This window comes from Bacillus sp. FSL W7-1346, assembly GCF_038593335.1.
Taxonomy (GTDB): Bacteria; Bacillota; Bacilli; order Bacillales; family Bacillaceae; genus Bacillus; species Bacillus altitudinis.
In genome coordinates this window covers 787,141-806,886 of sequence record NZ_CP151988.1, presented here as the reverse complement: position 1 = coordinate 806,886, position 19,746 = coordinate 787,141, and the positions used below count along the sequence as shown (strand labels likewise).

The window sequence follows — 19,746 nt, the reverse complement described above, 5'->3', positions numbered from 1 at the left end:
CAACACACGCAGATGTGATTGTTTCACTTTGCATGAATGATTCTCTATATTGAATACTTTTAAATATAAAGAGTACAAGAATTTATCAGTTATATCTTCCTTATTTATGGTCATTCTCCTTTTGGATAGATGAAAATTTTTAGTCGAATTCAGCTAAAATTCGACAGCAATCTTCAACATTTTAGGAGCTTTTTCCTTAAATTAGAAATAGAACCTATGGGTGATATCTTCTATCTCAAAAATATTTGTATAATTATGACATATCAAGGAGGTGAACAAAGGAATTAGCGGATTAGGCAATCATTTGTTTCATCTTGCAGGAACATATTTACCTCATTGATAACCGGCTTTACCTAGTTTCACGTTTTACTAAAAGAAGACCCAAAATTTAAAAACAAAGGAGATCCGACCAATGAAAAAAACAATTCTTTCTGTTGCCCTTGCCACTGCTGTTTCTTCGACACTACCAGTATTCGCTGACGCTGCTGAAAAAACATCATCAGCACCCGTCTCTACTACACTACAGCAAACTGTTTTAAACAAAGCTGCTGAAGGTAAAGCTGGAACGACAGCTAGTCCTAATGTTAACGTCAATTTCGATGTCCTTGGAATTGCCAATGCAATCATTAACGCAGTAAATGCAAATGCCAACCGTTCTGGATTCGTTAAAGGTGTAATGGAAAGCACATTCTATGCTGCTGGCGGCAGATATAACGTCATGGTCTTTAACCTAAGCCAAAACTATGAAGACCGCTTTAATGGCGTGAAAACTTTCGCTACTGCTAACCTTGGTAATGTTGTTTACGGTATTTGGGTTTTTGAGAGCGGTACATTTAAAAACAACGGCGATGGCGGCTGGGATAACTGGGCATTTAGAGGCTGGTTTGACCGTCAAAATAAATTCGTTACGTTCCATCGTCCTTAATTCTCGCTTTATCCATCAATCATACACGCACATTGGACCGATCTCATCGCTGAGATCGGCTTTTTTATGGTGAAAACGTATAAGTTCACCGCTGCTGCTTCATGATATAATGCAAGTCTGGAGGGGTGCACATGCTGAAAAAACTTGCAGTGACAAAAAACGGCGACTTGATTGAACATGCAACATTGCAGCAGCTTTCAAGCCCCGATATTGCCTGGTATTGGATTGATTTTTATGCGCCAACGGAAAAGGAAGCAGCACTGTTAAAGGAATTTTTTCAGTTCCATCCGCTTGCGATTGAAGATTGCTTCCATTATTTACAGCGGCCAAAGCTTGATTTTTATGAAGGGTATTTATTTTTCGTCCTTCATGCCCTCAATCAAAAAACACTTCGATCTGAAGAAGTCGACCTGTTTGTTGGAGAAAACTATATCGTTACTTTTCATTTGAAGGAAGCGCCCTACATTGATCGCGTCATTCGAAAGCTCAAAGGGTCTGATAAAGCACGAGAGAGCGGTCCAGAGCATATGGCTTATATGCTGATTGACCAGCTCGTCGATGATTATTTTCCTATTATTTATCAAATTGAGGACAGGCTCAATGAAATCGAGGATGAAGAAGGGCATAAAACGTATGGTACATTAATGAACGAAGTATTCGGTATTCGATCCGATTTGCTCAAACTGCGCAGAACCATTATCCCGATGAGGGACCTCTTATATCGAATTGTGAACACGAATATGATGAAAAGCGATGCAAACCGGCAAGCATATTTTAATGATATTTATGATCATCTATTGAAACTAACAGAGATCGTTGAGTCAAATCGTGATATGACAGCCGATTTACGAGACAGCTATCAAACACTAAATTCCAACCGAATGAATGCCATCATGATGACACTGACCATTGTCTCGACGATTTTTATTCCACTGACCTTTATTGTTGGGGTGTATGGGATGAACTTTGATAACATGCCTGAATTACACTGGAAATATGGCTATTTTGGCGTACTGATTTTCATGGGTTTGCTTGTCTCAGGGATGCTTTTGTGGTTTAAACATAAAGGATGGTTTAGGATTTTCAAATAGTTTTTTGAGAGAAGTGCTTGAAAGGGAGATACTATGGAAAACTGGATTCCACTGTCAGACAAAGAACTAAAGTACGCATGGAAAACATTTGATCAAAAGTTTAAATTTAACCCAAGCATTTCTCGCTTTCCCGGTTTTCAAGCACCATCTCCTTACATCACATATGATATCTCTGCTTATTTCGAGGACCCTTCTCTCCTAAGTGCGGATGAAGACCTTGAAAAGAAGGCACTGCTGTCTTTTCAGGAGAATATCACCGGAACCGGCGAATATATGCTGGTACTTGATTGGCAGCACGAATGCTATTGGATCACACCATATGGCTCATTTGAAAAAGATGAATTTGGAGAATGGAGAGTTCCTGTGCTCCCAAATGGGGATTACTATTTCTTTTTATCAAAAGAGATGACCTGGGGTTTACTAGGACATCCTTGGGAGCAAAGCATCACGATTTTCGGTGAGGGCTTGATTGACTCCTTTACTCGTCATCGTCCCCTTTTGTTCCAGCGTAAAATAAGAGAAGGATAAGTCAAAAAGCTTGCAGATGTCTGCAAGCTTTTTTCTATAGCTGAGGGAGATGCCATACTTTTTCAAGCATGAGATCGTCTAAGCTTTTAAAGGTATATCCTTGTTTTTTTAAAGCAGTGATGGCATCATCAAGTGCCTCGGCATTGTCCCTTGAGACGGTATGAAGTAAGTAAATGGCACCTGGATGCGCCTGTTTCATCATTTGATTGTACGCATACTGTTTTCCTTTTTGATGGTGGATGTGCCAATCTACAAACGCTACTGACCAGAAAACGGTTTGGTAGCCAAGCTGTTTCGTTTCCTTTAGTACCCTTTCACTGAACACCCCGCGCGGTGGACGAAGGTAGAGGTTATCTTGTTTTCCTGTGATTTTGTATACCGCTTCATTGACATGATCTAGCTCTTCTTTGATTTCTTTCGTGCTCTTTGTTGTTAAATCTGGATGGTGATAGGAATGGTTGCCAATAATATGACCTTCCTCTGCCATACGTTTGACGAGCTTGGGCTGGTCCTTTACGAAGTGCCCAGTCACAAAAAAGGTGCCGGGTACTTGATGCTTTTTCAGCACGTCCAAGATTTTGGGTGTGTACCCATTTTCATAGCCATTGTCGAAAGTAAAATAAATCTCTTTCTTTTTCGTATTTCCTAAATAGAAAGCATCATATTTCTTTAAGAGGGTCGTCAGTTCCTTGCCGGCATCTGCTGGCTTGTGCTCTTTGCTTTTAGCAAATCCCCAATGAATCGGCTGATTAGACACGGCTTCTAAGTTTGAAAAAGGCATCGATACAAAAAGCGCACATAGACAGATCAGTATGCATTTTTTCATTTAAGTCACTTCCCGGTTTTTCTTCTATTGTGCAGAATATACCGGGTACTCATACACTTTTTGACCTGCCAATTTAAAGAAAAAAGCCCGCATCAGCGCGAGCTATTCTTCCTTCCAATCGGTTTTAAATCGTTCATATTTCGCTTCTAGGTCGTCAATCATCTGGATGAGTCTGTCTATATCCTCAACGTCTGTGGATTCAGGATCTAATGAATCAATCACATTCATAAACATATCTAATCGGTTCTTTAAATAATCAACCTGCTGCTCTTTGCTGTCTGCTGCCTTGCCCATAGATACACTCCCTTTAGCATTTGTTTATAGCTTATCTTTTTTTCCTTTGTAAATCAATTGTGTCCCCTCTTGCGTATAACGGTGATGGGGCTTAAAATTAACTGTTGGCGGGTCTATGTTTGCCCGAATGAAAAGGAGATAGATACCATGAACCAAAAAACAGCACTTCGTCCGATTACACCTGCATTCGACCCTTGGGAAGCCTATCTCGATGTGCAGGATTACGGAGAAATGAAGCTGACAAATATTGAATTGACGACAACGACGTTGTGTAACATGAGATGTGAGCACTGTGCGGTTGGCTATACTTTGCAGCCAAAAGATCCGAATGCACTGCCACTCGATTTACTGCTTCGCCGTTTAGATGAAGTACCGCTCTTGCGTTCCCTTAGCATCACAGGCGGAGAGCCGATGCTGTCTCTGAAATCTGTACGGGAATATGTCGTTCCTTTATTAAAGTATGCCCATGAACGCGGCGTCCGTACCCAAATTAATTCGAATTTAACACTTGATTTGGCTCGATATGAAGAGATTATTCCATACTTGGATGTCCTACACATTTCACATAACTGGGGGACGGTCGAAGAGTTTGCTACGGTTGGTTTTGCAATGATGGACCGAAAGCCAACCTTTGAGCAGCGTGAGAAATTGTTTAACCGCATGATTGAGAATAGTCAGGCCCTTGTGAAAGCGGGTGTAACCGTATCTGCTGAAACGATGCTGAATAAGCGTACGCTTCCTTATATTGAACACATTCATCGTCAAATCGTGGACGAGATGAAATGCCAGCGCCACGAAGTTCATCCGATGTATCCAAGTGATTTTGCGAGCGCCCTTGAATCATTGTCGCTTCCACAAATGCGGGATGCGATTCATCAGTTGCTCGATGTTCGTGATGAGAACACATGGATGCTGTTTGGCACATTGCCATTTTATTCATGCAGCACAGATGAAGAAGACCAGCGCCTCTTGACTCGATTGCGTCAAGCGAAAAATGTGACAGTACGAAATGACCCTGATGGCCGTTCACGGTTGAATGTGAATATTTTTGATGGGAATATTATTGTGACAGACTTTGGCGATACACCGCCATTAGGAAATATTGAAACCGATACGTTGCAATCAGCTTATACACGCTGGATGAACACAAAATTGGCAAAAGAACTGAATTGTCATTGCCCAAGTGTGCAATGCCTTGGTCCAAATGTTCTTGTGAAAAACAGTTATTATCAAGATGTTGATTTTACTTCTCGTACAGCCAGGGGGTAACCGATAGATGGACGAAACATTTCTGACAGTGGTCAAGAACAAATACATTGAAATTCTCCTTGTTGGACTCATTCTTTGGCTTGCCGTCTTTATGATCAACAAAGCGCTTCAGATTTTCTTTAAACGAACTGAATTCATTGAAGATAAAAAGAAAAAAACGATTGAGAGCTTGGTCAAATCGGTTTCAAAGTATACAGCTTCCATATGTTTTGTCTTATATGTGATTTCTCTATTTTTTCATGACTTTGGGAAAATCCTTGCGGGGGCTGGTGTTGCTGGAATTGTCATTGGTTTTGGCGCTCAGACCTTGATTCGTGATATTTTAGCTGGCATCTTCCTCATTTATGAAAGGCAAATTCATAAAGGTGACTATGTGACGGTCAATAATCTTTTTAACGGAACCATTGAAGAAATTGGTCTCCGGTCTCTGCAAATTAGAGAATGGAGCGGCAAGCTGTTAACCATTTCAAACGGAGACATTCGTCAAATCCAAAACTACAATATGCACTACATGCGTATCACAGAGTCAGTCTTGATCAGCGCAAACCAAAATCCTGACATTGCTTTCAAGGCGCTAGAAACAGCATGTGATCACTTAAATCAAATGCATCATGATTTACTGAAAAAAGATGAATTCCAAAACGCCATTGAACCTTTTCAGGTTCATGGCATTATGGGGCTCAATAAATTGAATCGCGGGATTGAGATCACCGTAAAAGGAATGGTCGAGGATGAAAAATACTTTGAAGCCGCCCTCGCTGTGCGAAAAGAAATGATCACACAACTTCATCAGCATGATGTGAAATTGCTTGAGGATCTCGTCTATCCACAGCCTACAAAATAACCTCATTTGTGATGGGGTTATTTTTTTGATCACTTTTTGTTAATTAGTTAATTATCATGCATGTAGTTCACATGATCATTCGGTGTGATGAGCTGACTAGACCGCATGAGAAAAATAAGACGCTTGAACAACTTGGACATATCAGCTAAGGAATTCTTTTCTTTTCAGCCGTCTTACTTCTATCCTCTTGACTGATTCATGTATAATAGAAAGCAGATTGATTTCATGCAGCATGGGGACCCTCATACTGTGTATTTACTAATTGAAAGAGAGTGAATAAGATGGGTCGTAAATGGAACAACATTAAAGAAAAGAAAGCATCAAAGGATGCCAATACAAGTCGTATTTACGCAAAATTCGGGCGTGAAATCTATGTGGCTGCCAAGCAAGGTGAGCCAAATCCAGAATCAAACCAAGCACTTCGCTTTGTCCTAGAACGTGCAAAAACATATAGTGTCCCAAAACACATTGTGGACCGTGCGATTGAAAAAGCAAAAGGCGGTGCAGAAGAGAACTTCGATGAGCTGCGTTACGAAGGATTTGGTCCAAACGGATCTATGGTGATCGTTGATGCCCTGACCAATAACGTCAACCGCACAGCGTCTGATGTTCGTGCAGCATTTGGGAAAAACGGCGGAAATATGGGCGTCAGTGGATCTGTTGCTTACATGTTTGACCAAACAGCGGTGATCGGTGTCGAGGGGAAAAGTGAAGAAGAAACGCTTGAACTTTTAATGGAAGCAGACATTGATGTACGTGACATTATGGAAGAAGATGATACGGTGATCGTCTACGCTGAACCAGATCAATTCCATCAAGTTCAAGAAGCGTTCAAACAGGCAGGCGTAGAAGAATTTACTGTCGCTGAAATCACAATGCTGCCTCAAAACGAAGTGACATTAGATGATGAATCGAAAGCACAATTCGAGAAACTAATCGATGTATTAGAAGAGCTTGAAGACGTGCAGCAAGTTTATCATAATGTGGATTTAGGAGAATAATCAGCTAAGCCATCGTAGTTGTTGGATTCATTCAACTTCCGCGTTGGCTTTTTTATTGTCTAGGTAAGGTTTACGTTCTACTCAAGACCATGTAATATGAAGAAAGAGTCGTTTCCACAAATAACCAAGGAGCTGAGTTTCATTTTTAAAACATGGTGGTTTTCGTATTATGGCTTTATGATCCTCCCTTTTATTGGCCTATGCTTAATTTTCAACAATTTGACGATATTCACTAAAGTCTTTCTCTTTCTTTTCTTTGTATGGTTTTTATATAACGCCTTTGATTTTTACATTCATGAAATGAAAAAGAAAAAAGATAGGACATCTTAATCAAAAAACAGTCATCTCCCCTTGGTAAGAGGAGATGACTGTTTTTAATTCATCCCTTGAAACCCAAACGTCAGGTGATCCTGAACAGGAATCCAAGCGCCGATTCCTTGTGAGGTCACATTTTTTACGACAAGTTTGCGTTTATTTCCCTTGAGCACAAGATACACTTCTCCGTAAGTAACCTTTCCTTTTTCGTTAATGGCTGGAGCGTATGCATGCAGGGATGCTGCTTTTTTCGGAGATACGTGGTAGGACTGATCTCGCTTTGTTCCTGCACCAATCACTGTGTCGAAGGCGAGCGGAAGTTTTGTTTTTTGGATGGCTTTTTGCATCATCAATGTTTTCACATCTTCTGGGTTTGGTACTTTTGCTGTGAGCCCTCCACTTACTTTTACTTGTTGCTTTTGCACATATTTGCCGATGGCTGTTTTGTTTCCGCCTCTATTATCAATGTGATTCGTGTTCACTTTTTTGTATTCCCAATTGGCGACGGTTTCGTTTGAATCATAGCTGAGTGCCCATCTTCCAAGAAAAATCGTTGCCCTGTAGCCAACTGCTAGCGGTGTACCTGAGATACTGGATTCATTCAGCATTTTAATTAAATGTGTATTTTCTATTGGTACACTTGTTGTTTTAAATAATTCGGCCGTCAGCTCGCTCGGCTGGAGCAGCGGTTGATCCTGTGACGCATTTGGATACGTATTTTCCTTTGAGATACTGGCGACAGACGATGGCACCTTAAACGGCTTTGCTGCCTCGGCTGGAAAACTATATAGAAAACTTAAGGATAAGAGAACAACAAACATGATGCGGGGCATCTTTTTCATATCATCACTCTTTCTCATTCATTTTTCCATAGTATTTTCCCGAAAGACGTCCCTTATCCACAAAAGATTATAAAAGGAAAAATCCAATCGCCATAATGAAATAGGCAGCGAGCAATGTAGCACCTTCAAACCAGTTCGTATCCCCATCATTTGAAAGGATGACCGTCAGTAAAACAGAGGATGCCATGGCAATGAGCTCTGGTAATGAGAAGATCAGTGGCATTTGCTTTTCAAAAAACAGAGAGCTGATCACAAGGATCGGTGCGACCATCATGGCGACTTGAAGCGTGGAACCGAAAGCAATTTCGACCGCGACATCCATTTTGTTTTTATACGCCATAATGACGGCAGATGCGTGTTCTGCTGCATTACCGACAATCGCAACAATGATGACCCCGATAAACAGTTCACTCCAGCCAAACTGTTCTCCGACTGTGTCAAATGTATGGACGAGCCGCTCTGAAATATAAGCCACAGCAATTGTCGCAAGGAGTAAAATCGCCGTGGCAAACTTCCCAGACCATTCTGGTATTTCTTCTTCCGTCGCGGCTTCCCCTTCCGCAATTTCTTGCTTGGCAACATAAACACCTCTGTGGCTGACCAGTTTGAAATAGAGTGCTGCGACATAAAGCAAAATCATCACAATGCTAATGCCGATACTTAAAACAAATTGACGATCTTCTGCCATCCCTATGGAAAAGACTTCTGGAATGACAAATGCCACAATAATCGCAAACATAAGCAGCCCAGAGTTATGCCTTGCATCGTGGACATTGAACTCTTGTCGTTTAAATTTCAATCCGCCAACGAAAAAAGACAGTCCAGCCACGAGCAGTAAATTGCCGATCACTGAGCCAGTGAGTGAAGCAAGGACAATGGCGGTGAGTCCTTGTTTTAATGCAAAAAATGAAATGATTAATTCCACTGCATTTCCAAAAGTAGCGTTTAATAACCCACCAATCCTTGGTCCCGCTATAATGGCAAGACTCTCTGTCGCTCTTCCCATATAACTTGCAAGACCGATGATGGCGATACAATAGACGGCAAACATGACAGCCTGCGGAAAATGAAGAAAACTACCAATTACAGATAATGGAACACCGATTGCGACAATCACAAGAAACAAACGATTCATACAGCCAATCTCCTTTACATCATATCTGACTGTTATTCTTTCGTGAGTGCCGGCATCATATACATTTAGATTCGTTCGTGTGAAAGGGTGATATCAATCGTTCCTTTCACGGATTGCACCATCGAGCAATGCTTCAGCGCAAGTTTCATTACTTTTTCCAGCTGTTCATCAGAGGTGCTGATGCTTTCAAAGATCATATGTAAATGAATATGAGTGATTTTGTTTACAGTTCCTTCTCTTGTCGTTTCAGGTGTAATGGTCAGCCCTTGATAGGATATTCGTTTTTTTCGGCATACATGAATGACCATTTCTCCAAAACAGCCCGCAATAGCCGAGGTGAACAATTGATACGGCCTGTATCCCGCTTCTTTAATTCCCGAAATAGACAGCTGCCTTTGATCAGCATTTGCGATCCACCGATCATTTTCATATATCAGCTTCATTCCTTTTCCACCTTTCTATTGAAACCCCTATGGTTCCATTGTACGATGAAAGCATGAACTTGTAAGGAGCTTCTTATGGCGAGAATTCATTTTATGATTTTAATTTTACTTGTATCCGTATCTGGTTTTTCGCAGGGAGCGTTACTGCCAGTTATTTCGATTATTTTCGAACATGCCGGCACTTCCCCGACGTTAAACGGACTGCATGCCACCGGTTTATATATCGGCGTGCTGCTTGCGTCTCCTTTTATGGAAGCGCCGCTGCGCCGCTTCGGATTTAAACCATTGATCGTCATTGGAGGCGCTGCTGTCTTTTTAAGTTTGTTTAGCTTTGTCTTTATTGAATCTTATGTCGTCTGGTTCTTCTTGCGGCTGATGATTGGCATCGGTGATCATATGCTTCATTTCTCCACACAGACGTGGGTTACCTATGCCTCATCATCTAGAAATCGCGGGCGAAATATTTCATTGTATGGGTTATCCTTTGGACTCGGTTTTGCCGCTGGCCCTTTTTTAACACCACTCATTGAAATCAATCCATCCTTGCCGTTTATTGTGTCTGGTGCAGTTAGTTTGTGTATTTGGCTGCTTGTGTTTGTTTTAAAAAATACATATCCTGATACAGGTGAAATGCAGACGTCAGAGCAGACAAATAGTTTGAAGCGCTTCAAGAAGGCGTTTCAATTTGGCTGGGTAGCGTTTATGATGCCGTTTTGCTATGGCTTTTTAGAAACAACGCTCAATAGTAACTTCCCTGTGTATGCGCTGAGAAGCGGGGTGACGATAGATGCTGTTGCGTTTATTTTACCTGCGTTTGCGATTGGGAGTATTGTTTTTCAGCTTCCTCTCGGGATGCTGAGTGACCGTTTCGGCAGACGACGCATGATTTTAGTTGTGACACTCGTCGGTTCATTCTTTTTCCTTTTAGCAGGGATTTTCATTCAGTCCGTTTTGGCTGTTGCGATCTGTTTCTTTATCGCAGGTATGGCTGTAGGTTCGACCTTCTCACTTGGCATCAGTTATATGACGGACTTATTGCCAAAGCATCTGCTGCCTGCTGGGAATTTGATGTGCGGGATGGCGTTTAGTGCAGGAAGTATTCTCGGGCCGGTTCTTGGCGGATTCTTTGTGCAGACGTTCGAGGGCATGAATTTACTTTACCTTGTCAGCATTGTGATTTTATTTGTATTTTGTTGTGTTCGATTTGGGAAGACGCTGGCAGTGGTTGACACTCCAAACGAATCCATTTCTCATTAAAAACTCCCCTGCACCTATGCAGAGGAGTTTTTTCATCTAGTGATACCCATTTTGCCCATTCGCACTTCCGCTTGTTTTGTGCTTTGGCTGATGGCCTTTGTTTTGTTTTGTGTTGCTTCCGCCTTTTTTCGATTGTTTAGACATTCGTTATTCCCCCATCCGTAAAGATTGAACATGTTCGTTCTCCTTTAGGATGCCCGGTTTTCTTTAGAGCTTGCCTGGTACGATTTTACGCTTATGTAAAAGCGCATTGAGCTCGCCGCCGAGGATGATCATAATGCCGGTTAAATAAAACCAGATCATTAATATTATGATTCCCCCAATGCTTCCGTACATCGCACTATAGTTGGCAAATTCGCCTACATAAAATGAGAACAGCATGCTGACGAGAATCCAGCCAACAGATGCAAATATGGCGCCTGGCAGCACAAATTTCAATTTCAGCCTGATGTTAGGGGCAAAATAATATAGGGATGTAAAAACAATCAGTAAAATCAGTGGACTAATAATCCATCTCATGGCGGTCCAAATGGTGAGAAACGCATCTGACTGCCCTACTAATTTGGCAACGAATAAACCAAGCTCTTTTCCAAAGACAGGCAGCATCAAGGCAAAAATAATCGTAAGCACCATCGCAATGGTTAAGATGATCGATGTTAAACGTACGAGAATGAAGGAACGATTTTCCTCAACTTCGTAAGCGTGGTTAAATGCTCTGACCACCGCATTAATGCCGTTGGATGCAGACCAGAGTGCGGCAATAATCCCGAATGACAACAATCCGCCGTTACGGTTATTCAGCGTCTCTTCGGCAATGGATTCAATCATTGATAGCGCTCCCTCTGGCGCATAACCAGAAATGACGCTTAGAACATCCTTTGATGTCAGCGGCAAATAACCAACAAGCGTCAGCACGAAGATGAGAAACGGAAATAATGAAAGCAAAAAGAAATACGCAAGCTCAGCTGATTTTGCCGGTCCTTCATGCAGCAAAAAGCGTCCTATTAACGCTTTAACAAAACCCATACGCCTCATCTCCAATGATCAATCTTTCTGTTTCTTTTGAAAGTGATCCTTTGTTTCTTCAATAATCTCTAATACCTTTGGTGTTGTTTCCTTTAACTGATTCACCTGTACATTCAGAAAAGACAAATCATCTGAGACCGTTCTCATCAATTGCTTCGTTTCTTCCATTTTTTCCTTCACGCAAGCAGACATCTTGCCAGGCTCCAGGCGGTATTCATCCAGCTTTTGCTGGCAGTCATTCCATTTTTCTTTTAATGCAATCCTTGTTGGGCGATGAAATAATGTCAGCAATATGCCGCAGGCTGCGCCTATAACAGCTCCCCGAAGCACGATTTGTTTGTTCTCTTCCATCTCATCTGATCTCCTTTCCGTTAAAGGTGTTTCTCTTTTTTTACATACGTCAAAAAACGATCAATTCCTGTTTCAATTAAATCATGTACTTCCTCAAAGTTCCCAGTGTAATAAGGATCTGGCACATCGTCTCGATCGTCGTCTTCTACAAAGTCAAGAAGACGGCCAATAAAGTGATGTTTTCCATAGCCGGCTAAACTGCGGAGGGCGCCAACATTTTCAGCATCCATCGCAATGATATAGTCGTATGTGGTGATATCCTTATCCATGATTTGTCTTGCCATCATTCCTTCATAGCTGATACCCTTTTCATCAAGCAGCTTTCGTGTTCCTTCATGCGGAGGACTGCCTTGATGCCAGCCACCAATGCCTGCTGAATCAATCACAAAGTGTTCACTCAGCCCTTCGTCTTCGACTCGTTTTCTAAACATCGCCTCTGCCATCGGTGACCTGCAAATATTGCCGAGGCATACAAATAATACATGAATCATCCTTCATTCTCCTCCTATCTTTTCCCTAAGAGTCCCTTTGGAAAACCTTTTCTCTATCATATCAAGCCCTTTTTCTTTTGGAAACTTTGCAAGAAAAACTCCCATCGGCATTGACAAATTACACAAAAACAGGAGAAACTTTAGGAGAATTACACAAACAAAGGGGGACATTAGATGGGAATCATTGAGCAATTTGTCACGACGATGAACAATTTTTTGTGGGGGCCTCCCCTGTTGATTTTAATTGTTGGTACTGGAATCTACCTCACCTTTCGCGTTCTCTTCATTCAAATTAGATTACTTCCTTATTCTTTAAAGCTCGCTTTTTCAAAACAAGACAAAACTTCAGAGGGAGATATCTCCCATTTCCAAGCATTAATGACGGCTCTTGCTGCAACTGTCGGTACAGGGAATATCGTCGGTGTTGCCTCAGCTGTCATTGCAGGTGGTCCTGGTGCAGTATTTTGGATGTGGTTTGCTGCATTTTTCGGGATGGCCACCAAGTTTGCAGAAGCTGTTCTTGCTGTAAAATACAGGGTCAAAAACGAAAAAGGCGAAATGTCTGGCGGACCTATGTATTATTTAGAGCATGGCTTAAAACAGAAATGGCTAGGGGTGCTATTTGCTGTTTTCGGTGCCAGTGCTGCCTTTGGGATCGGCAACCTGGTACAGTCTAATTCCATTTCAGGCGTCATGAATTCTACTTTTCAAATTCCAACATGGGTAACAGGTATCATCATTACCGCCTTTACGGCACTCGTGATTTTAGGCGGAATTAAAAGTATCGGCCGAGTGACATCTATTTTTGTACCAGTCATGGCTTTATTTTACGTCATTTGTGGGCTCATCATTCTTGTCATGAATGCTGATCTTGTTCCTGGCGCAGTCAGTCTTATTTTCTCAGATGCCTTTACAGGTCAAGCCGTGGCAGGTGGTGCGATTGGAACCGTTATTCGTTGGGGTGTCGCGCGAGGCGTCTTTTCCAATGAAGCTGGTCTTGGATCAGCACCAATTGCTGCTGCAGCTGCGAAAACGGATATGCCTGCCCGTCAAGCGCTCGTCTCTATGACGCAAGTGTTTATTGACACCATCATTGTTTGTTCTATCACTGGCATTACGATTGTCATGGCAGATATGTATTTAACAGAAAAAAGTGATGCGCTGACTTCGTTATCCTTTGCTCACTTCCTCGGTCCAGCTGGCTCAACCATCGTGGCAATCGGGCTGCTCCTGTTTGCCTATTCAACCATCATTGGCTGGTCCTATTATGGAGAGAAATGCTTTACATATTTGGCGAAGGATTCGTACGTCATGTATTACCGTATCGTGTTTGTGATAGCTGTCTTTTTCGGTGCCGTGTTTAAGAATGACTTCGTTTGGGGCGTAGCAGATATGCTCAATGGGCTGATGGCCATTCCAAACTTAATTGGCCTCATCGGTTTATCAGGTGTTGTGGTGTTTGAATCCAAACGAATCATTGATAAGATCAAAGAGGAGAAAAAGGAAAAAAACATTTCAGTGTCGTCATAATAGCCCTTTTATTCTTTTGCTTTTCTGTTAAAATAGACATATTATTCGACACATGCAGGAAAGGACGTGCCGCCCTTGTCACAGCAAAAAGCGGCTGAAGTCAATCAGCTGATTGAAGACATTTCGCAAAAGCTCAATATGCTGAATATTGGAGTCATCAAAGCAGAAGACTTCAGTCCAGATAAGTATGAAGATATTGAATTTCTTCACCAAATGGTGATGAAAAAATCTTCATTCAGCCCAAGTGAAATGCAAGCCATTGCAAGCGAGCTGAAAAGCTTAAGAAAATAATCGTGCACCTGATACTGAATTGCGGTTTACGCCGCTTTCTTACATCCATGCACAGAAAAAGCCAGCACCTCGCAAGGTGCTGGCTTTGTTTATCCTGTCAAAACTACTTATTTTGCAAGCAGTTTTAATGATTCACGGTTAAATGCTGGAATGTCATCAGGTGTACGGCTTGTGACAAGCTGATCCTGACAAACAACGACTTCTTCATCTTTGAATTTGGCGCCTGCGTTTTCCATATCTACTTGAATGGATGTATAGCCGGTCGCGCCTCTTCCTTCCAACGTCTTCGCTGTAATAAGCAATTGCGGTCCATGACAGATCGCAAATACTGGTTTTTTCTCGTCCATAAAAGCTTTTGTGAATTGCACGTAGCGATCATCCGCACGCAGAATGTCTGGTGAGAAACCGCCAGGAATCAGAAGTGCATCGAAGTCTTCTGGTTTCACGTTATCGATAGACGCATCGACTCTTACTTCTGCCTCTCCTTGCTTTCCTTTCACTGTTTTTCCTTTTTCGTTTTCAATCACTGTGATCTCATGGCCTGCGTCTTTAAAGGCTTTTGCAGGCTCGGTGAATTCAACATCCTCAAAGTAATCTGTTAAGACAACTGCAATTTTCTTACCCATGTAGAAACCCTCCTGCTTAATTATCGTTTACACTACACACTATACCCCCACCAATTGAAATCAAACATCCTATCCCTATGAGAAAACACCCTTTCAGAAAAATAAGCATTTAGACTCATTCACATTCCCTTAACAAGGTAATTCGTATGATTTATGTTATCTTTACAATAATCTGCAAAAAATAACTACAAAAGTTAACGAAACATTTCTACAATAGGTATTGTGGTCAAAAAAATTAGAAAGGCGGAGATCAGGTGAAGAAGCAAGCACATAGGTCTAAACGAAGGAAAAACCTGTCTATTCTGCTCACTTCCATGATGTTGATTAGTCTCATTCTCCCAGCAGTACCTACTCATGCAGAAACAGAAAGCGGCAGCGCCGTAAAGGTCAGTATCTTAGCCACAACGGATGTTCATGCGAACATGATGAATTACGATTACTACAGTGACAAAGAAACAAATGAATTCGGTTTGGCAAAAACAGCCGAGCTGATTGACAAGCACCGTTCACAAAATCCCAATACACTCCTTGTTGATAACGGAGACCTGATTCAAGGAACCCCTCTTGGAGAATACGTTTATAAAAATGAAAAAGACAGCATCATCAATCAAACAAAGGTTCACCCCATTATTCATACACTCAACAAATTAAAATATGATGCAGGTACACTCGGCAATCATGAATTTAACTATGGTTTATCTTTTCTTGACGGTACCATTGCGGGCGCCAACTTCCCGATTGTCAATGCGAACGTCAAAAAGTTAAACGGAGAACACCGATTTACTCCTTATGTCATTCAGGATAAAACCTTTAAAGATGCAAACGGAGCCTCCCAAACTGTGAAAGTCGGTTACATAGGATTCGTACCACCACAAATTATGACGTGGGATAAGAAGCATTTAGATGGACAAGTTCAAGTGCAGGATATTGTGGAGTCTGCCAATGAAACCATTCCAGAAATGAAAGCAAAAGGCGCAGATGTCATCGTCGCTCTTGCTCATACAGGAATTGAAAAAACAGCTTCACCTAAAGGATCAGAAAATATGATCTTTGACCTTGCCACGAAAACAAAAGGCATTGATGCGATTGTGTCTGGCCACCAGCATGGCACATTCCCTAGCGCTGAATATAGCGGCGTAGACAAATTTGATGTCGCGAAGGGAACCATTAATGGCATTCCTGTCGTCATGTCAAAAAACTGGGGAAGCTACCTCGGGGTCATTGATTTAACGCTAGAACCAGACGGAAGCAACTGGAAAGTCACAGACGGAACAGGCAAAATCGAATCCGTTGCCGGGGTGACATCTCAAAACAGTACAGTGAAAAATGCCATTCAAACAACTCACCAAAACACCCTAGATTACGTCAGAAAGCCAGTTGGAAAAACAGAAGCAGACATTAACAGCTTTTTCGCTCAAGTGATGGATGACCCTTCTATTCAAATCGTGACAGATGCCCAGAAATGGTATGCACAAGAAAAAATGAAAGATACTTCGTACAAAAACTTGCCGATTCTCTCTGCGGGTGCGCCATTTAAAGCCGGGGGACGCAACGGTGTGAACTATTATACAAATATCGCAAAAGGTGATTTAGCCATTAAAAACATCGGCGATCTCTATCTTTACGATAACACCGTACAGATTGTAAAACTAAAAGGCAGTGAAGTAAAAGACTGGCTTGAAATGTCTGCTGGTCAGTTTAACCAAATCAAACCAAATACTTCAAATGAACAGCCTATTTTAAACGAAGAATACCGCTCATATAATTTTGATGTAATCGATGGTGTGACGTACCAAGTAGATGTCACACAGCCTGCTAAATACAGCACAACAGGCACACTTGTTAACGCTAGTGCGAACCGCATCAAAAACTTGTCTTACAACGGAAAACCCGTTTCTGACAATCAAGAATTTTTAGTCGTGACAAACAATTACCGTGCATCTGGCGGCGGAGGCTTCCCGCACCTCACACAAGATAAAGTCGTGCTCGCCTCAGCAGATGAGAACCGCCAAGTGCTGATGGATTATATTATTGAACAAAAAACCATTAACCCAAGCGCAGATCAAAACTGGTCCATTGCACCGATCAAAGGCGCAACCGTCACTTTTGAATCTTCTCTTTTAGCCAAACCGTTCGCAGAGAAATCAAGCAGCGTCGACTTTATTCGGAATGCCAGCACAGACGGACTTGGCGTGTACAAGCTAGCGTTTAAAGATGATGGTACAACAGAACCACCTGCAACAGACAATTGGCATTTAACGGTGATGCATACAAACGATACACATGCCCATCTGGATGATGCAGCAAGACGCGCAACCAAGATCAAAGAAGTTCGCGCCCAAAGCGAAAACAATATTTTATTAGACGCTGGAGATGTCTTCTCTGGTGATCTCTATTTCACAAAATGGCAAGGACTTGCCGATCTGAAACTGATGAACTTAATGAAATACGATGCCATGACGTTTGGGAATCATGAATTTGACAAAGGTCCATCTGTCCTACGTCAATTCCTGACAGGTGACGCATCCAGTGTAGATGCTAAAAACCGTCACCAGTTTGAAAAACCGAACTTCCCAATCGTGTCATCAAACGTGAATGTCTCTAAGGAAAAACAGTTAAGCGACTTAGTGAAAAAACCAGCAACATTTAAAGCTGGTGAGAAAAAAGAAGCTGGCATTTACCCTTACATTCTGCTTGATGTAAATGGTGAAAAGGTCGCTGTATTCGGTCTAACCACTGAAGACACAGCCATTACATCCAGCAGTGGTCCAAACATTCAATTTCAAGATGCATACAAAAAAGCAAAAGAAACAGTCAAAACCATTCAAACTGAAGAAAAAATCAATAAAATTATTGCGCTTACACATATTGGCTATAACCGTGATCTAGAACTGGCTCAAAAAGTAGATGGCATTGATCTCATCATTGGTGGTCACACCCACACCCTTGTTGAAAAATTAAAGGTCATCAATAAAAAAGAACCAACGATTGTTGCGCAAGTAAAAGACTACGGACAATTTTTAGGAAAAGTAGACGTGGCCTTTGACAAAAAAGGCGTCGTACAGCCAAAAGAATCTACTTTTGACCTCATCACGATCGACGACTCTGTGAAAGAAGATGCGGACGCAAAAGCGATTCTTGATCAGTACAAGGCAGATATCCAAGATTTAAAAACCGAAAAAGTCGGGACGTCAGATGTCTTCTTAGATGGACAGCGTGAACACGTCCGTGCAAAGGAAACGAACCTTGGAAACTTTATTGCAGATGGCATGTTAAAGAAAGCACAAGAATCTGCTGGGGCTGACCTTGCCATTACAAACGGTGGCGGTATTCGAGGCAGCATTGAAAAAGGAGATATCACATTAGGGGATATTTTAACGGTGATGCCTTTTGGAAACACACTATATGTCGCAGATTTAAAAGGCAGTCAAATTAAAAAAGCGCTTGAACAAGGTCTTTCAGGCATTGAAGAAGGCGGAGGCGCATTCCCTCATGTAGCCGGTATTGAATATACGTTTACACTGAGTAAACCGGCTGGCAGCAGACTGATTGATGTCAAATTGAAAGATCAAAAGGGCAATCTGACTGATATTGATGATCAGAAAACATACCGCGTGGCGACTAATGCATTTGTCGGCACAGGCGGTGATGGCTACAGCGTCTTTACAGAAGCGTCTCATGGTGAAGACTTAGGCTATGTTGACTATGAAATTTTCAAAGAGCAAATTGAACAGGCAGACGGTCATATTTCTCCAGTCATTGACCATCGAGTGAAAGAAGTATTCCTTCCTCGCTTGAAAGGAAAAGGCGCCTATGACATTCAAGATGATGAGAAATTCCAAACGTATGTGCAGCATACGAACAAAGCATTGCTTTATTTAGACAAAGCAACCGAAGCGAAAAAGGTTCAATTGTCTCTATCAAAAGGGCAAGTAGCTGAACTGAAGAAACGAGAGCAAGATCCAAACGTCACCATCTATCATGACAAAGTCGGTCTAGCATTACCGCTCTCCAATTTGTCAGAGCAACAAGCAGATATATCAATGGCAAAAACAAATAAGGTGAAAAACGCATTAACCGACACTTACGATTTCCAAATCAAACAAGATCAGAAAAATGTGTCTACCTTTAAAGATCCCGTCACACTGTTCTTTACATTAGATGCGCCTGAAAAAGCGAAAAAACCAGGTGTCTATTATGTCGATCGTGAGAAAAACCGCTATGCCAAAACAAGTAACGGTTCATTCGAAAACGGGATTGTCTCAGGTAAAACGGAGCACTTTAGTGAATACACCGTACTCAATCAAAGTGAAGCTGCTGGAACAAGTCCAGACCAAAATGGCGGAGACGGTGGAACTTCTGCTCCAGGCGGATCGGATCCAAATCAAGATGGAAGCGGCATGCCAGGCGGCACTCTGCCGAATACTGCAACGATGATGTATACAGCGGTATTGATTGGCTTACTCATGCTCGCCTCAGGCGGTATCCTTTATTACTACCAGCGCAAGCGCACACGAAACAAAGTATCATCTTAATAGAAAAGGACAGAGCATTGGCTCTGTCCTTTCAGATTGAGGACAAAGGGCTAAAATGGACTTTATTTTAGCCCTTTGTCTTCTTTTCAGCGTGATAGAAAACCTTTGCAGTCTAGGAAAGTCGAG

At 41.9% G+C, this 19,746-nt stretch carries 19 protein-coding genes; 10 read left to right on the top strand and 9 right to left on the bottom strand.

Annotation, left to right across the window (positions count from 1 at the left end; translation table 11 throughout):
- The first annotated feature begins 412 nt into the window (after window positions 1-412).
- From NST09_RS03985 to NST09_RS03975, 3 genes are all read left to right on the top strand, one after another.
- Entirely contained in the window at window positions 413-925 is a 513-nt protein-coding gene (locus NST09_RS03985; RefSeq protein ID WP_017366836.1) for a hypothetical protein, read from the top strand.
- Between the two features lie 131 nt (window positions 926-1,056).
- Window positions 1,057-2,016 (top strand): magnesium/cobalt transporter CorA, encoded by a 960-nt coding sequence (gene corA / locus NST09_RS03980; RefSeq protein ID WP_007496624.1) that lies wholly within the window; start codon window positions 1,057-1,059, stop codon window positions 2,014-2,016.
- 33 nt (window positions 2,017-2,049) lie between these two features.
- Window positions 2,050-2,544, top strand: coding sequence for a DUF2716 domain-containing protein (locus NST09_RS03975; RefSeq protein WP_113747777.1), 495 nt, complete (start codon window positions 2,050-2,052; stop codon window positions 2,542-2,544).
- A 34-nt stretch (window positions 2,545-2,578) separates the two neighbouring features.
- Here the strand turns inward: NST09_RS03975 and pdaA are convergent, their stop codons facing one another.
- Entirely contained in the window at window positions 2,579-3,370 is a 792-nt protein-coding gene (gene pdaA / locus NST09_RS03970) for a delta-lactam-biosynthetic de-N-acetylase (protein WP_017366834.1), read from the bottom strand.
- A gap of 102 nt (window positions 3,371-3,472) precedes the next feature.
- Entirely contained in the window at window positions 3,473-3,664 is a 192-nt protein-coding gene (locus NST09_RS03965) for an SE1561 family protein (RefSeq protein WP_003218031.1), read from the bottom strand.
- A 147-nt stretch (window positions 3,665-3,811) separates the two neighbouring features.
- Between NST09_RS03965 and yfkAB the strand changes: the two genes are divergently transcribed.
- The 3 genes from yfkAB (at window position 3,812) to NST09_RS03950 (ending at window position 6,778) form a co-directional block, all read left to right on the top strand.
- A complete protein-coding gene (gene yfkAB / locus NST09_RS03960; protein WP_017358799.1) occupies window positions 3,812-4,933 on the top strand; it encodes a radical SAM/CxCxxxxC motif protein YfkAB in 1,122 nt (373 codons plus the stop codon).
- 7 nt (window positions 4,934-4,940) lie between these two features.
- Window positions 4,941-5,777 (top strand): mechanosensitive ion channel domain-containing protein, encoded by an 837-nt coding sequence (locus NST09_RS03955; protein ID WP_046527360.1) that lies wholly within the window; start codon window positions 4,941-4,943, stop codon window positions 5,775-5,777.
- 281 nt (window positions 5,778-6,058) lie between these two features.
- Window positions 6,059-6,778, top strand: coding sequence for a YebC/PmpR family DNA-binding transcriptional regulator (locus tag NST09_RS03950; protein ID WP_007496614.1), 720 nt, complete (start codon window positions 6,059-6,061; stop codon window positions 6,776-6,778).
- Between the two features lie 374 nt (window positions 6,779-7,152).
- Here the strand turns inward: NST09_RS03950 and NST09_RS03945 are convergent, their stop codons facing one another.
- The 3 genes from NST09_RS03945 to NST09_RS03935 all read right to left on the bottom strand — a co-directional run bounded on the left by NST09_RS03945 (window position 7,153) and on the right by NST09_RS03935 (window position 9,513).
- A complete protein-coding gene (locus NST09_RS03945; protein ID WP_223255680.1) occupies window positions 7,153-7,914 on the bottom strand; it encodes a YfkD famly protein in 762 nt (253 codons plus the stop codon).
- Window positions 7,915-8,002: 88 nt separating this feature from the next.
- The gene (gene cax, locus NST09_RS03940; protein WP_268450664.1) at window positions 8,003-9,070 is read right to left on the bottom strand and encodes a calcium/proton exchanger; all 1,068 of its coding nucleotides are present in this window, start codon (window positions 9,068-9,070) and stop codon (window positions 8,003-8,005) included.
- A gap of 65 nt (window positions 9,071-9,135) precedes the next feature.
- Window positions 9,136-9,513 carry an OsmC family protein gene (locus tag NST09_RS03935; protein ID WP_342493369.1) on the bottom strand — a complete coding sequence of 126 codons (378 nt, stop codon included), beginning with the start codon at window positions 9,511-9,513 and terminating at the stop codon, window positions 9,136-9,138.
- 75 nt (window positions 9,514-9,588) lie between these two features.
- On the opposite strand from NST09_RS03935, the gene NST09_RS03930 reads away from it, so the two are divergent.
- Window positions 9,589-10,770 (top strand): MFS transporter, encoded by a 1,182-nt coding sequence (locus NST09_RS03930; RefSeq protein WP_342493368.1) that lies wholly within the window; start codon window positions 9,589-9,591, stop codon window positions 10,768-10,770.
- Between the two features lie 207 nt (window positions 10,771-10,977).
- Here the strand turns inward: NST09_RS03930 and NST09_RS03925 are convergent, their stop codons facing one another.
- Genes NST09_RS03925 through NST09_RS03915 form a run of 3 tightly spaced genes read right to left on the bottom strand, consistent with a single transcriptional unit; the run spans window position 10,978 to window position 12,638 of the window.
- A complete protein-coding gene (locus NST09_RS03925; protein ID WP_060832167.1) occupies window positions 10,978-11,796 on the bottom strand; it encodes a YhjD/YihY/BrkB family envelope integrity protein in 819 nt (272 codons plus the stop codon).
- Between the two features lie 18 nt (window positions 11,797-11,814).
- The gene (locus NST09_RS03920) at window positions 11,815-12,147 is read right to left on the bottom strand and encodes a hypothetical protein (RefSeq protein WP_060832166.1); all 333 of its coding nucleotides are present in this window, start codon (window positions 12,145-12,147) and stop codon (window positions 11,815-11,817) included.
- Window positions 12,148-12,167: 20 nt separating this feature from the next.
- Complete coding sequence (locus NST09_RS03915; RefSeq protein WP_060832165.1) at window positions 12,168-12,638, bottom strand: low molecular weight protein-tyrosine-phosphatase; 471 nt, start codon at window positions 12,636-12,638, stop codon at window positions 12,168-12,170.
- Between the two features lie 174 nt (window positions 12,639-12,812).
- Here NST09_RS03915 and NST09_RS03910 point away from each other — a divergent pair, with 174 nt between their 5' ends.
- Complete coding sequence (locus NST09_RS03910) at window positions 12,813-14,168, top strand: sodium:alanine symporter family protein (protein WP_007496593.1); 1,356 nt, start codon at window positions 12,813-12,815, stop codon at window positions 14,166-14,168.
- 75 nt (window positions 14,169-14,243) lie between these two features.
- Window positions 14,244-14,459, top strand: coding sequence for a DUF1128 domain-containing protein (locus NST09_RS03905; RefSeq protein ID WP_008341757.1), 216 nt, complete (start codon window positions 14,244-14,246; stop codon window positions 14,457-14,459).
- 107 nt (window positions 14,460-14,566) lie between these two features.
- On the opposite strand, the gene NST09_RS03900 is transcribed toward NST09_RS03905, so the two are convergent.
- Window positions 14,567-15,085 carry a type 1 glutamine amidotransferase domain-containing protein gene (locus NST09_RS03900; protein ID WP_007496591.1) on the bottom strand — a complete coding sequence of 173 codons (519 nt, stop codon included), beginning with the start codon at window positions 15,083-15,085 and terminating at the stop codon, window positions 14,567-14,569.
- A 254-nt stretch (window positions 15,086-15,339) separates the two neighbouring features.
- On the opposite strand from NST09_RS03900, the gene NST09_RS03895 reads away from it, so the two are divergent.
- Window positions 15,340-19,620 (top strand): multifunctional 2',3'-cyclic-nucleotide 2'-phosphodiesterase/3'-nucleotidase/5'-nucleotidase, encoded by a 4,281-nt coding sequence (locus NST09_RS03895; protein WP_060832163.1) that lies wholly within the window; start codon window positions 15,340-15,342, stop codon window positions 19,618-19,620.
- Window positions 19,621-19,746: the final 126 nt, after the last annotated feature.

What these genes read in the sequence shown, in the direction of transcription:
- NST09_RS03975 (WP_113747777.1), top strand. Translation starts at nt 2,050, where the DNA reads ATGGAAAACTGGATTCCACTGTCAGACAAAGAACTAAAGTACGCATGG.
- NST09_RS03910 (WP_007496593.1), top strand. Translation starts at nt 12,813, where the DNA reads ATGGGAATCATTGAGCAATTTGTCACGACGATGAACAATTTTTTGTGG.
- NST09_RS03985 (WP_017366836.1), top strand. Translation starts at nt 413, where the DNA reads ATGAAAAAAACAATTCTTTCTGTTGCCCTTGCCACTGCTGTTTCTTCG.
- NST09_RS03925 (WP_060832167.1), bottom strand. Translation starts at nt 11,796, where the DNA reads ATGGGTTTTGTTAAAGCGTTAATAGGACGCTTTTTGCTGCATGAAGGA.
- NST09_RS03965 (WP_003218031.1), bottom strand. Translation starts at nt 3,664, where the DNA reads ATGGGCAAGGCAGCAGACAGCAAAGAGCAGCAGGTTGATTATTTAAAG.
- corA (WP_007496624.1), top strand. Translation starts at nt 1,057, where the DNA reads ATGCTGAAAAAACTTGCAGTGACAAAAAACGGCGACTTGATTGAACAT.
- NST09_RS03935 (WP_342493369.1), bottom strand. Translation starts at nt 9,513, where the DNA reads ATGAAGCTGATATATGAAAATGATCGGTGGATCGCAAATGCTGATCAA.
- NST09_RS03955 (WP_046527360.1), top strand. Translation starts at nt 4,941, where the DNA reads ATGGACGAAACATTTCTGACAGTGGTCAAGAACAAATACATTGAAATT.
- NST09_RS03945 (WP_223255680.1), bottom strand. Translation starts at nt 7,914, where the DNA reads ATGTTTGTTGTTCTCTTATCCTTAAGTTTTCTATATAGTTTTCCAGCC.
- NST09_RS03915 (WP_060832165.1), bottom strand. Translation starts at nt 12,638, where the DNA reads ATGATTCATGTATTATTTGTATGCCTCGGCAATATTTGCAGGTCACCG.
- NST09_RS03900 (WP_007496591.1), bottom strand. Translation starts at nt 15,085, where the DNA reads ATGGGTAAGAAAATTGCAGTTGTCTTAACAGATTACTTTGAGGATGTT.
- cax (WP_268450664.1), bottom strand. Translation starts at nt 9,070, where the DNA reads ATGAATCGTTTGTTTCTTGTGATTGTCGCAATCGGTGTTCCATTATCT.
- yfkAB (WP_017358799.1), top strand. Translation starts at nt 3,812, where the DNA reads ATGAACCAAAAAACAGCACTTCGTCCGATTACACCTGCATTCGACCCT.
- NST09_RS03920 (WP_060832166.1), bottom strand. Translation starts at nt 12,147, where the DNA reads ATGGAAGAGAACAAACAAATCGTGCTTCGGGGAGCTGTTATAGGCGCA.
- NST09_RS03950 (WP_007496614.1), top strand. Translation starts at nt 6,059, where the DNA reads ATGGGTCGTAAATGGAACAACATTAAAGAAAAGAAAGCATCAAAGGAT.
- pdaA (WP_017366834.1), bottom strand. Translation starts at nt 3,370, where the DNA reads ATGAAAAAATGCATACTGATCTGTCTATGTGCGCTTTTTGTATCGATG.
- NST09_RS03930 (WP_342493368.1), top strand. Translation starts at nt 9,589, where the DNA reads ATGGCGAGAATTCATTTTATGATTTTAATTTTACTTGTATCCGTATCT.